The 14,490-nt window shown below is 34.9% G+C and carries 9 protein-coding genes; all 9 read left to right on the forward strand.

The window, feature by feature from the left end:
* The first annotated feature begins 1 nt into the window (after window position 1).
* The 9 genes from sov (at window position 2) to H7350_RS05770 (ending at window position 14,437) form a co-directional block, all read left to right on the forward strand.
* On the forward strand, window positions 2–7,447 hold the full coding sequence (gene sov / locus H7350_RS05730) for a T9SS outer membrane translocon Sov/SprA (RefSeq protein ID WP_420825360.1): 7,446 nt from the start codon (window positions 2–4) through the stop codon (window positions 7,445–7,447).
* Between the two features lie 62 nt (window positions 7,448–7,509).
* A complete protein-coding gene (gcvH, locus tag H7350_RS05735) occupies window positions 7,510–7,890 on the forward strand; it encodes a glycine cleavage system protein GcvH (RefSeq protein ID WP_204344894.1) in 381 nt (126 codons plus the stop codon).
* A gap of 46 nt (window positions 7,891–7,936) precedes the next feature.
* Window positions 7,937–8,251: a VanZ family protein gene (locus tag H7350_RS05740; RefSeq protein WP_204344895.1), complete on the forward strand. Its 315-nt coding sequence runs from the start codon at window positions 7,937–7,939 to the stop codon at window positions 8,249–8,251.
* 60 nt (window positions 8,252–8,311) lie between these two features.
* Complete coding sequence (locus H7350_RS05745; RefSeq protein WP_204344896.1) at window positions 8,312–9,037, forward strand: energy transducer TonB; 726 nt, start codon at window positions 8,312–8,314, stop codon at window positions 9,035–9,037.
* Window positions 9,038–9,153: 116 nt separating this feature from the next.
* Window positions 9,154–9,951: an energy transducer TonB gene (locus H7350_RS05750; protein ID WP_204344897.1), complete on the forward strand. Its 798-nt coding sequence runs from the start codon at window positions 9,154–9,156 to the stop codon at window positions 9,949–9,951.
* Between the two features lie 122 nt (window positions 9,952–10,073).
* A complete protein-coding gene (locus H7350_RS05755; RefSeq protein WP_204344898.1) occupies window positions 10,074–12,185 on the forward strand; it encodes a gliding motility protein RemB in 2,112 nt (703 codons plus the stop codon).
* 42 nt (window positions 12,186–12,227) lie between these two features.
* Window positions 12,228–12,743: a hypothetical protein gene (locus H7350_RS05760; protein WP_204344899.1), complete on the forward strand. Its 516-nt coding sequence runs from the start codon at window positions 12,228–12,230 to the stop codon at window positions 12,741–12,743.
* Window positions 12,744–12,962: 219 nt separating this feature from the next.
* Entirely contained in the window at window positions 12,963–13,856 is an 894-nt protein-coding gene (gene cyoE / locus H7350_RS05765; protein WP_204344900.1) for a heme o synthase, read from the forward strand.
* The gene (locus tag H7350_RS05770; protein WP_204344901.1) at window positions 13,856–14,437 is read left to right on the forward strand and encodes a cytochrome c oxidase subunit 3; all 582 of its coding nucleotides are present in this window, start codon (window positions 13,856–13,858) and stop codon (window positions 14,435–14,437) included. The genes cyoE and H7350_RS05770 overlap by 1 nt, the downstream gene beginning before the upstream one ends.
* Window positions 14,438–14,490 lie beyond the last annotated feature (53 nt).

Genomic DNA, 14,490 nt, shown 5'->3' on the forward strand with positions numbered 1-14,490 from the left:
TTTGATCACAACTAACTCTACTATATTAAAATTATATCAGCGTCTTTTTTGTATCCTTATTTTGGTATTGATGAGCGCTTATGGTTATTCTCAAACCAACCCAACTACAGAGCAAGACTCTACAAAAACAGGGTTTTCTCTTGGAAGATTAAATATTCCTAATCCGCAAAGTATCGTTTCAAAGTATACTTACGATCCAATTACAGACCGATATATTTATACTGAGAAAGTAGGGAGTTTTAATATCAATTACCCAATTATTTTAACGCCTGCCGAATATCAGAAACTTGTCTTAGAAGAACAGCAACGCTTGTATTACAAACAAAAAATTGATGCAGCTGCTGGGCAAAAAGAAGGAACTGAAGATGAACAAAAAAATCTGCTTCCAGAATTTTATATCAACTCAGGCTTTTTTGAAACTATATTTGGAGGAAATACGATTGAGGTTATTCCTCAGGGTTCGGTTGAAATGGATTTAGGTATACTATTTACAAAACAAGATAACCCAACATTTTCACCTAGAAACCGAAGTAATTTTACCTTCGATTTTGATCAGCGTATTAGTTTAAGTTTATTAGGAAAAGTTGGAACGCGTCTACAGGTAACTGCAAATTATGATACCGAATCTACATTTGACTTTCAGAATTTAGTAAAATTAGAATACACACCTACCGAAGATGATATCGTTAGAAAAATAGAAGTGGGTAACGTGAGTATGCCACTTAATAGTTCTTTAATTACAGGTGCTCAAAGTCTATTTGGTGTGAAAACCGAATTGCAATTTGGGAAAACACGTGTCACTGCCATTTTTTCTGAACAACAGTCTCAATCGCAGTCCGTAGTTGCTCAAGGTGGTGGAACTGTTGAAGAATTTGAGTTTTTTGCTAGAGATTACGATGAAAACAGACACTATTTTTTAGCACAATATTTTAGAGATAATTATGACGATGCAATGCTTCGTTATCCGTTTATAAATAATAATATTCAAATCACCAGAATTGAAGTTTGGGTGACCAATAGAAGTAACCAGACTGAAAATGTTAGAAATATTGTTGCACTTCAAGATTTAGGTGAATTTCAAACCATAGGTTTAAATGGCGGTGTGCCTCCTGCTGGATTTTTAAGTCCTGGTGCTTCACAATTTCCTGATAATGATAACAATGCTTTTGATCCTACTGATATAGGTAATGGAGGCTCTTTTTTATCACCTGCAGTAAGAGATATTACCACTGCAGAACAAGGAATATTAACTCCTGCAAATGAAGGTTTTGATTTTGGAAAATTAGAAAACGCAAGAAAATTAGAGCAGGGAAGAGATTACGAATTGCAACAGCAATTAGGTTATATTTCATTAAATCAAAGACTTTTAAATGACGAAATTTTAGCAGTAGCTTTTCAGTATACTGTTGGAGGCGAAGTCTATCAGGTTGGTGAATTTGCCAATGATGGTGTAAATTCTACTGCGACAAATACTGATGATGATGGTGATGGCATTCCTAATGTTGCCGATGTGGATGTTAATGGTGATGGTGTTGCAGATAATGGTACTGATACCGATGGCGATGGTATCAATGATATTTCCGATTCTGATCCCGATGGTGATGGTACTATTGATAATGGTCCAGATGTTAACGCAGATGGAATCAACGATGGTTATGTTGTCTTTGAAGGTTCTACACAAAGTTTAGTGCTTAAAATGTTAAAGAGCCCTATTACTGATGTCAATCAGCCAATTTGGGATTTAATGATGAAAAACATTTATGATACTGGCGCATTTCAGTTAGATCAGGAAGATTTCAGACTTAATATCTTCTATACCGAAGCGTCGCCTTTAAATTATATTGCACCTGTCGAGGGAACAACATTTCCAATCTTTGAAAATAACACGCCTTTTGATAATACCGACGATGGCGAAATACTGGATACACCATTAATTCGACTATTTCATTTAGATCGATTAAACTTCAATAACGATCCGCAAGCTGGTGGTGACGGATTTTTTGATTTTGTTCCCGGACTTACAGTACTCACTCAAAATGGTAAAATTATATTTACCAAAGCTGAGCCGTTTGGTCGCTACCTCTTCGATATTTTAGATGATGATGGCAACCCAAATAACAATGATGCCGATTATGAAGCTGAAACCTATACCAACTTAAACCAGGAGAAGTACGTTTACGATATCCTCTATAAACAAACTAAAACTGCAGCTTTAGATGAAGCTGAAAAAAATAAGTTCCAAATTAAAGGACGTTATAAGTCTTCTGGTGGAGACGGTATTCCTTTAGGAGCCTTTAATGTGCCTAGAGGATCTGTTATTGTAACTGCTGGTGGACGAACCTTAGTTGAAGGTCAGGATTATACAGTGAATTATCAAATCGGACGTGTATATATTATTGATGAAGCATTAAAATCATCTAATATTCCTATTAATGTTTCTGTAGAAAATAATGCAGTATTCGGACAACAAACAAGGCGATTTACAGGTGTGAATGTTGAGCATCAATTTAATGAAAACTTCGTTTTGGGTGCTACCTTATTGAATTTAAATGAGCGTCCAATTACTCAAAAAGCGAATTATAATACCGAACCTATAAATAATACCATATTTGGGTTCAATGGAAATTATTCTACTGAAGTTCCGTTCTTTACCAGATTAGTTAATAAGTTACCTAATATTGATACCGATGCACCTTCAAATCTTTCGGTAAGAGGTGAGTTTGCTTATTTAGCACCTGGAGCACCTAAAGGCACAGACTTTAATAATGAAGCTACTGCTTATGTAGATGATTTTGAAGGAACACAAGGCGCAATCGATTTACTTTCACCGCAAGCCTGGTTTTTGTCGAGTAGACCTCGAACCGTAAATGGTGTTGATGAAGACGACCCTGTGAATACACCTGGAATTCAAAACGGTTACGACCGTGCCTTCTTAAACTGGTATACTATTGATCCAATTTTTTACAGTAATCAGCGTCCGGGAGAAATTAGTGACGATGATGTTTCAGATTTATATACAAGACGTGTCTTTATTGATGAGGTGTTTCCAGAAATTGATATTGCTCAAGGTCAAAGCACAGTAATTAACACTCTGGATTTAGTGTATTATCCAACCGAAAGAGGACCTTATAATTTTGATCCTGCTGCTGCCAATGATAATTTAGATCCAGCGACGAGTTGGGCAGGAATTACACGACAAATTACATCAACAGATTTTGAACAAGCTAATGTTGAATATATAGAGTTCTGGCTTCAAGATCCATTTTTAAATGCTCCTCCTGCCAGTGGTTTATCAGGAAAATTGTTTGTCAATCTTGGTAATATCTCTGAAGATGTACTTAAAGATGGTAAAAAACAATACGAAAACGGATTGCCAGAGGATGGTGATATTTCAACATTATTACCGCAAACAGCTTATCAAACAGTTGTACCTAGAAATCAGTCGCTAATTTATACATTCTCTACTACAGGAGGCGATCGTACGAATCAAGATGTTGGTTATGATGGTTTTGACGATAATGAAGAATTAACATTGATACCTAATGGTTCTGATTTTGGACCAGATCCATCAAAAGATAATTACCTGTATTATTTAAATACATCGGGTAATATTTTTGAACGTTATAAACAATATAATGGTCAGGAAGGAAACTCTCCAGATATTTTTACAGATACCAATCGTGGTTCTACTCCTCAGCCAGATGTTGAGGATATCAACCGAGATAATACAATGAATACTATTGATAGCTACTTTCAATATGAAATAGAAATCAATCAAGCGACATTAAATGAAAACAACCCTCAAATTAATGATATTAAACAAAGGGATGTAACCTTGCCTAATGGGCAAACCGCTTCAGTACGATGGTATCAGTTTAGAGTTCCTATTGGTGAAGGACCAAATAGAACTGCTATTGGTGGAATTTCTGATATCAGATCAGTTCGGTTTGCACGTTTATACTTAGAAGATTTCACAGAAACTACCGTTTTGCGTTTTGCAACCTTAGATTTGGTTCGTAGTGATTGGAGACGTTACCGATTAACTTTAGATGATGAACCAAATAATGATAATGATAACACCGAGTTTAGTGTTGGAGTTGTTGGTCTTCAGGAAAATGACGGAAACTATGTGTTACCTCCAGGTGTTGTTTTAGAGCAATTAAATAATAACAATAATATTATAAGACAAAACGAGCAGTCTTTACAGGTTGAAGTATGTGATCTGGAGCCTCAGGATTCTAGAGGTGTCTTTAAAAATATAAATGTAGACATGCGTCAGTACAACAAACTACGTATGTTTATCCATGCTGAAGATGGTGAAACAGGCTCACTTAATGATGGTGATTTAGTTGGTTTTATTAGAATGGGTAATGACTTTACTCAAAACTACTATCAAATTGAAGTGCCTTTACAAGTGTCCTCCGGAATGGCTTCTGCAGAAAGTATCTGGCCAGAAGTGAATGAAATTAATATTGAATTAGATGCGCTTGAGCAAATGAAATCTCTCGGTATTGCTAACGGAACTCTAGCCAATGTTGATCCTACATTTTATGATCTTATAGATGGTGATTTACAGGAAACTACTGAATTTGCACCTTACACCATTGGTCAGCAACGATTAGCAATTATTGGTAATCCTAATTTTGGAGATGTTAGAGTTTTAATGGTTGGTGTTAAAAACTCAGGTCAAAGTGGAATGGATGCTTGTGGAGAAATTTGGTTTAACGAATTGCGATTAGCCGATTTAGACAATGAAGGTGGATGGGCTGCAGTAGCATCAATGGATGCAAACTTCGCCGATTTTGCCAATGTTAGTGCTACAGGAAGAAAAAGTACCATAGGTTTTGGGTCGGTCGAACAACGACCTAATGAGCGTAGTCGAGAAGATGTTGAGCAATATGATGTGGTGACGAATTTAAACCTGGGACAATTATTACCAAAAAAATGGGGAATTCAGCTGCCTTTCAACTACGCTGTTGGAGAACAAATCATCACTCCTGAATATGATGAGTTTTATAGAGATATAAAATTACAAACGCAATTAGATAACTCTACTAATCGGGATTCAATTTTAAATGTGAATGAAAACTATACCAAACGAAAAAGTATCAACTTCATTGGTGTTAGAAAAAATAGAACAACCGATAAGAAACCGCGTTTTTATGATGTTGAAAATTTAACATTCAACTATTCTTATAATAAAGAAGAACATAGAGATTTTGAAATCGAAAACTCGTTAAGTCAAAATGTTAGAGCAGGAGTGAATTATAATTATAGTTTTGAACCACTCAATATAGAGCCTTTCAAGAAAAACGATTCTCTGTTTACAGGAAAATACTGGAAGATTTTAAAAGATTTTAACTTTAACCCGATACCGACTAGTTTTTCGGCAACGTCTGATATTATACGTCAGTTTAACAAACAAAAATTCAGAGAGGTTGATTTAACAGGTGATAATATTGGTTTAGAAGAATTATTCCGAAGAAATTACAATTTCAATACTCAGTATACACTTAATTTTAACCTGACTAAAGCATTGAGTTTAAACTTCAATGCGGCCAACACAAATATTGTTCGTAATTATTTCGTCAACGATGTTATTAACGGTAGGCAAGATCCCGAACTTGATGTCTGGGATGGCTTCTTTGATTTAGGGGATCCTAATATTCAAAATCAACAACTGCAGTTAAATTATGAAATTCCGTTATATAAGATTCCTACGTTAAGTTTCTTACGAGCGACATATTCTTATACAGGAGATTTCCAATGGCAAAAAGGTTCAGATTTAAATACCAATTTACCGATTGAAAATGAAGATGGGACGTTCACCAGGTATAATTTGGGTAACTCCATTCAAAACGCTAATACGCATAATATCAATTCGACGTTTAATCTTGAAACCTTATACCGATACATTGGTTTAAACAAAAGAAAAGCTGGAGCATCGCGATCGAGATCGGCAACTCCAGGCGGATTGACCAAAGGCGGACAGCCAAATGCGGCAACAAAACCAGGTGAAGCACAAGCTAAAAAAGGCGGAACTTCTAAGGCTTTAAACGGATTGATAGATGTGCTTACAGCCGTAAAAAGAGTTCAAATTAACTATACTGAAAATAATGGAACCTTTTTACCAGGTTACTTAAGAACTCCAGGCTTTATAGGTACATTACGACCTACATTAGGGTATACTTTTGGAAGTCAGGCTGATATTAGAGACTTGGTTGCAAGAAATGGATGGTTAACGGTGTATCCGGATTTTAATCAGCAATACAGCGAAACTACTAACCGTGTGCTCGATCTGTCAGCAGATGTAGAGCTTATAAAAGATTTAAATATAGATTTAACAGGTGGTCGTGTGTATTCAGAAAATATGACGCAAAATTTTAATACCACAGATACTGATGGTGACGGATTTAGTGACACCTACAACGCGCTTATTACTAATGCCTTCGGAAACTTTAATATTTCAACGTCGTTAATCAAAACAGCATTTAGTAAAAGTGACGAGACACAGTCTGCTCCTTTTGAAGACTTTAGAGCCAACCGATTGATAGTTGCTCGACGATTAGCGAGAAACTTTTATGGTAATGACAACTTTGCTGTTGATGGAGAAGGCTACCCGTTAGGTTTTGGTAAAAATAATCAAGCCGTATTATTACCAGCCTTTTTAGCAGCCTACAAAGGTTCTAGTGCAGATAAAATTAGCTTGTCTGCTTTTAGAGATATTCCAATCCCTAACTGGCAGTTAAAATATACAGGTTTCATGAAAATGAAGTGGTTTAAAAAGAACTTTAAGCGTTTTTCTATCACTCATGGCTACCGTTCTAGTTATACAATTAATCAGTTTAGAACTAATTTAGATTTAAATACAGATTTAATACAGCAAGGTGTTGCTTACGAAAGTCAAAACCCAGATGTGTTAGATCAATCGGGGAACTTTAAAAACCGAACTGTATTTAGTAATATCAACTTAGAGGAACAGTTTAGTCCTTTATTTAGATTAGATTTTGAAATGAAGAATTCAGTTAAGATTTTGGCTGAAATGAAAAAAGACCGAATCTTATCACTAAGTTTTGATAACAATTTACTCACTGAAATTCAAGGAAAAGAATACATTTTAGGTCTAGGATACCGTATCAAAGATTTACGTATTCGTTCTAAATTAGCTGGCCCAAAGCAAGTGATTAAAAGTGATTTAAACATGAAAGCTGATGTTTCAGTGAGAAACAATAAAACGATTATTAGATACTTAGACATTGATAATAATCAAATCACTCAAGGTCAAACCATTTGGGGATTAAAATATACAGCCGATTATGCGTTTACGAAAAACCTAACAGCAATTTTCTATTTTGATTATACATTTTCAGAATATGAAATATCAACTGCTTTTCCGCAAACCACTGTAAGAACAGGATTTACATTACGATACAATTTTGGAAATTAACTTAGTAATTAAAGCCTAAAAAAATTACATTTGTAGCATACTATAATTTTTTAATTTAAAAGATGAATATACCATCAGATTTAAAGTACACCAAAGACCACGAGTGGGTTAAAATTGAAGGTGATGTTGCCACAGTAGGCATTACAGATTTCGCACAAGGCGAACTTGGAGATATCGTTTATGTTGAAGTTGAAACAGTAGATGAAACTTTAGACATTGAAGAGGTTTTTGGAACAGTTGAGGCTGTTAAAACCGTTTCAGATTTGTTTTTACCTTTATCTGGAGAGATTGTAGAATTTAATGAAAATCTTGAAGATGAGCCAGAAAAAGTAAATACAGACCCTTATGGTGAAGGCTGGATGATTAAAATAAAATTTTCTGATGCCTCAGAGGTTGACAACTTATTATCAGCCGATGATTACAAAGCTCTTCTTGGTGCTTAAAACACTGGCATTACCTATTGTTATAATATACGCTATAATATTAACAATGGTAAGCTTAGTAAGACTAAAGGATATCCCTAGTTTTGGATTTTCCTTTGATGATAAAATTTACCACGCAATAGCGTATTTTGTGTTTGCCTTACTTGTATTTAATTATTGTTATTCTAAAAACTACAAAAGAGGTCTTCTCATTTCGGCAGTCATTCCTATTGGATATGGCATAATTGTTGAGGTTTTACAATTTACAATGACCACACACCGAACATTTGATGTGTATGATGCTATCGCAAATTCACTGGGAGCAATACTCGCAGTATTAGTATTGAGATATTTAATGAAAACTAAAGTTAAAATGAATTAATAGCTTGCTTTTTTAACAAATAATTGGTTAATTTAGCATTCCGAAAAACCTTTTAAGCACATGGAACCTAAAAAAAGTATAAAAGCAGACGTGAGTAGAAATAGTTCACTCTATTTTGCTGTAGGTCTTGTGTTGATGTTGGCTTTAACGTACATGACTATAAATTATAAGTCTTACGAAAAAGATAATATCGACATTGGGCAATTAGATTTAGATGATTTGGAAGAGGAAGATATTCCAATCACGAATCAAGAAATTATTCCACCTCCACCACCTCCACCACCTCCAGTAGTGCCTGAGGAAATTGAAATCGTGGAAGATGAGAAGGAAATCGAAGAAACCGTTATTGAATCAACTGAAACCGATCAAGAAGAAGAGATTGTAGAGGTTGAAGAAATCGAAGTTGAAGAGGTTGAGGAAGATATCGATGTTCCATTTAATGTCATTGAAAATGTGCCGATTTTTCCAGGTTGTGAAAATGAAAAAGGAAATGAAGCAAAAAAACAATGTATGTCTGATAAAATCAGCAAGTTTGTTAACAGAAAGTTTAATACTGATTTAGCAGGTGATTTAGGACTTTCAGGAAGACAACGTATCAACGTGATTTTTAAAATTGACAAAACTGGAAATATTGTAGGTATTAGAGCAAGAGCACCACACCCAGGTCTTGAAAAAGAGGCTAAACGTGTTATTGGATTATTGCCTAAAATGAAGCCAGGTAAGCAAAGAGGTAAGCCTGTAAATGTACCTTACTCTTTACCAATCTTATTCCAGGTACAAGACTAGATTTAGACAAGCATATCATAAAAATTCAAAATCCCATCTAAGTAATTAGATGGGATTTTTACTTTGGTATGCTTATTGTGATTTTATCATAATATTAACATTATAAATTAAGTATTATGAAAGATTTTAAAAAATCGCATGATATTGCTGGTCAGAGCAACGTTATGCAAAAATCACACAAGCACGATGCAAATTTACAAAAAAACTCATCGCTGTATTTTCAAGTCGGACTTATTCTATGTCTACTCGCAACTTATGCGATATTTGAGATGAGGTTTGAAACAACTGTTTTTGATGACGACATCGTTTATGTCGATCCCGATGAAACCGTTTTCTTCACTCCTAATTATGTCGTTGAACCTGATGCGCCTAAAAAAGTTGAGGTGACAAAAAAGAAGCAGGTTATTATAGACAAAGATCCTAAAATTGTAGATGATGATACTGCGATGGATGACACTACACCTGAGTTTATCACAGAGCCAGTATCTAAAGCAGAACCAGTAGATCTAGGAGATTTTACAGAACCTAAAAAGCCAGATGAGTTTATTGATAAGCCTTTGGACTTAAGCAAAGTTGAAATTGTACCTGTATATCCAGGATGTGAAAAAAAGAAAACAAACGCAGATCGTATCAAATGCTTAAATGAAAAAATCACAAAGTTGGTACAGAGAAAATTTGATACCGACTTAGCTTCAGAATTAGGGTTGTATGGAAGACAGCGTATTACTGTTCAGTTTAAAATTGATCAGAACGGGCAAGTCACGGATATCAAAACCAGAGCGCCACATCCAAGCTTAGGAAAAGAAGCCGAGCGTGTCACCAATAAAATACCAAAAATGACACCTGGTTTACAACGTGACAAACCAGTATCTGTAATTTATAATTTACCAATTGTATTTAATGTGAATCAATAACACTACATTTTAATTCGAATTCATGAGACGGTCTACAATACCTATTGTAGACCGTCTCTTTTTTTATCAGTTCATTTTGAAAAAAAAAAGTATCTTTCGGCAACTAATGTTGCAACTGCTGTATGAAGAATTATTTCTTATTGGTGTTTTTATGCTCTTTGTCCTTTGTCATGGCTCAAGAGACTTCAAATTTTGAAAAGTCACCTATCTTTCCTGAGTGCGAATCTCAACCGATAGAAGCCTTAAAAGCCTGTTTCAATTCTAAGTTAAACGCACACATTTTCAATACCTTTAAAGTACCTCAAATTGTAAATGACGACAGTTATAATGGTGAGGTCAAAGTATTGTTTGAAGTTGACAAAGATGGAGAGATTTCAGTGCTATATGTCGATGCTGTTTATGATGAACTCAAAGAAGAAACCAAGCGTGTTTTTGAAGATTTACCAAAAATTACTCCAGGAACTTATAATGGTAAACCGACATTTTTTCAATACTCATTAGGGATTAAAATTCCTTTGGTGAATCCTGCTGAAATTCAGATTAAAGAAGACGATACGACTATTGTAGATATTAAAACTACAACCGATTTAAATGACGATGTAAGTAACGAATATGATGCAGTCAAGGATAGCATTGTACCTTATCAAAAATTGGAGTATAGCAGTCAGTTAAATATTCCATTTACACATAACTATTACGCCAGATTTGACCAGCAAATGAATGGCTTAGGAACCAATAGTCATACAGCAGCAAAACCTTATATGTATGATGAAGTTTCGGCATATTACGATTTTAAAGCAGAAAAAGAAGCCTTAATCAAAGGCAGTGATGCCTGGTGGAGTAGAAAATTATGGAACGAGCATTTGGTTGAAGTGCAAGGTAAAGACTACTGGTTTACAGCAGACCCTGTATTCGATTTGCAAGTAGGTACAGACACCGAAGCCGATTTCAGTACAACATACAATAATACGAGAGGAATATTTATTCAGGGAGGCTTGGGTAAAAAATTCAATTTTTCGGCGTCTGTATATGAAAGTCAGGGGCGTTTTGCACAATATTTTAATGAATATGCCTTTCGTATTCGGGCTGAAGGCGGTGAACCTATAGTTCCAGGAAGAGGTTTGGCTAAGACATTTAAAGACAATGGATTTGATTATCCTGTTGCCGAAGGTTATCTGTCATATACACCTGCTAAGTTTATCAATATTCAGTTTGGACATGGTAAAAACTTTATAGGTGATGGATATCGATCACTCTTACAAAGTGATGCAACTAGTCCGTATCCATTTTTAAAACTGAACACAAAATTCTGGAAAATAAAATATACCAATACCTGGATGTGGCTACGTGATGTGAGGCGTGATGTTACCGAAGATGGAGCCTTCCTCACCAAATATATGGCCAACCATTACTTGAGCTGGAATGTGTCTAAACGATTAAATATTGGTTTATTCGAATCGGTACTTTGGACCAACGATAACGACAGAGGTTTTGATGTTAATTACTTAAATCCTGTCATTTTTTACAGAGCGATTGAGTTTTCTACAGGACAAGATGCTGGTAATGCCATTTTAGGAGCTTCAGCAAAATACAAATGGAATAATAAGGTCAATCTTTACGGACAATTTATTCTCGATGAATTTTCTTTAAACGACATTACAGGTGGTGAAAAAAGCTGGAAGAATAAATATGGATATCAGCTGGGTGTCAAATATTTTGATGCATTCAAAGTCGACAATCTCTTACTTCAATTAGAATACAATCGTGTTCGTCCTTATACCTATTCGCATAATACCATTGTACTCAATTATGCGCATAACAATCAACCTATGGCACATCTTTGGGGAGCCAACTTTAGCGAGGCTATTGTGATTGGACGCTACACCTATAAACGTTGGTTTGCCGATGCTAAATTTATCTTCGGAAAGCGTGGCTTCGATTTTAATGATGGCGATGATCTTGCCAACTACGGAAGTAATATTTACCGAAGTGAAGTGGATCGAAATGCCAATACAGGTATTACTGTCGGACAAGGAAATTCGACCAATGTATTTCAAGCCGACTTAGCAGGTGGTTATATTATTAATCCTGTCACTAATTTGCGATTGTTTAGTAATGTGACCTTTAGAAATTATAATCCGCAGGCTAATACAGCCGCAGCATTAGATGCCAATACGGTATGGTTTACGCTTGGTGTAAGGACCGATATATTTAACTGGTATAATGATTTTTAAGATGTGATTAAAATCTAAGTAGTTGGCGATAATTTAAATGAAATGAAGAACCTCTCAATCTATATTATTTTTGTAATCCCTTTTTTGACAATTGGACAAAATAATCCATTTGAAACATTAGAATATGACAAGGTTATTGCTTACGAATATCAAGGAGAAGGAGGATTGTTAATTGAAAGGTGTTTGAGAGAAGAAAAAGAAAAAATAAATAAGACATTACATCTCAGTGAAAAGCAAATTGAAAAATTAGAAAAGATTTTGACATCGGAAATAGCCTATGGAAATACGACTATGTCTTGTTTTGACCCTCATTTTTCAGTTATTTACTATCAGAATGAAAAAATAATTGGAACAATAGATATCTGTTTGGATTGTAACTATTTAATTTCATCGGAAAAAATCCCAGCAACCGAATTGAAAATGATAAAAATTTCTGATGACTACTTCTATCCAGCCAAAGGCTTTAGCAAAAATACTCGGAAAGAAATTTACAAATTTGTAAAAGAACTTGGATTTAATAAATACTTGAGACCCTTAACATCATATCTGGATAAATAAAAGACTAAATTAATAATCTATAACAGTTGATTTTAAGAATACCATACGGACATATATCATAACCAAACTATAATCCTTTTTACAAAACAAGAAAAAATACAACTTCAACTCATTTACTATCGTTAAATGGTAAATAGCTCAATTCAGATTTAATTAAGTTTAGAATTGCCCAAAAGTATTTTTCAGAGTATCTTTGCAGACGCAATAAAATCACTGGTATTGAGTACTGTAAATTCAAGGGTTAAACCCGCTTCTATTATTTCCGATTTCAAGGAAATTACAAAAATCAGACTTTCTGTAAGTGTCGTGTTTTCAGCACTTGCCGGATATTTGCTTGGAGCCATAGAAGTAGATTTGTACACCTTGGTGTTATTAGCATTTGGTGGTTATTTTATGGTTGGTGCTTCTAATGCCTTTAACCAAATTATAGAAAAAGATTTGGATGCCTTAATGGATCGTACCAAAAACCGTCCTGTTCCTGCAGGTCGAATGAGTGTGCGTTCAGCATTTATCATAGCCACTATTTTTACCATTTTAGGAATTACTGTATTGTACATTATAAATGAACGTACAGCCATGTACGGAGCGATTTCCATTTTTTTGTACACCTGCGTTTACACACCTTTAAAAACAAAAACACCTTTAGCCGTTTTTGTAGGAGCGATTCCTGGAGCCATTCCGTTTATGTTAGGTTGGGTTGCTGCACGAAATGATTTTGGCATCGAGCCAGGGACTTTATTTGCTTTACAATTTTTCTGGCAATTTCCACATTTTTGGGCGATTGGCTGGTTTTTGTACGATGACTATGAAAAAGGCGGTTTCTACATGCTGCCTACGCGAAAGCGCGATAAAGGCACAGCAGTGCAAACCATCATGTATACCATTTGGACCGTACTTATATCCATAGTACCAGTATTTGGAGTGACAGGCGATTTAAAATTATCAATAGTTGCTGCTATCATTGTATTTGCACTAGGATTGGTAATGCTGTACTACGCTTTCGAATTATTTAAAAAACGAACCGCTAAAGCAGCAAAACAGTTAATGCTGTCTAGCGTATCATATATCACACTATTGCAAATTGTATACGTTGTAGATAAATTTATAAGATAATGGATTTAACAGAAGGAACGATTAAAGAAAAAAATGACAGAGCCAAACGGATGATGCTTTGGTTTGGGATTGGATCACTAATCATGTCGTTTGCAGGTTTAACAAGTGCTGTATTAGTGAGTAAAAAACGTATCGATTGGATGCATGATTTTGCAATGCCAAATGCATTTTTAATCAGTTGTATCATCATTATTTGTAGTAGTATCACCTTTATTTTAGCTAAACGTGCTCTGCAAAACAAAAACAGAAGCTTAACAACAAGCATGCTTCTACTTACTTTTGGTCTAGGGATAGCATTTATTGTAAGTCAGTTTTATGGCTTTCAGCAAATCGTAGATTCGGGATATTATTTCACTGGAGAATCCTCTAATGTCACAATGAGTTTCCTCTATGTCATAGCAGCAGTGCATATTTTGCATGTTGTTGCTGGTCTTATATCCTTACTGGTCGTAATTTATAATCATTTTAAACAAAAATATTCAGCTACAGAACTACTCGGTATGGAACTCTCTGCCACCTTTTGGCATTTTATAGATATACTGTGGATATTCCTCTTTTTATTTTTGTCTTATTTGGTTTAATTTTTAGTTCATTTTTAAAGACTAAAACAAGCTATGGAGTCTAGTATTGACCT

This window comes from Psychroserpens algicola, assembly GCF_014526325.1.
Lineage (GTDB): Bacteria > Bacteroidota > Bacteroidia > Flavobacteriales > Flavobacteriaceae > Psychroserpens > Psychroserpens algicola.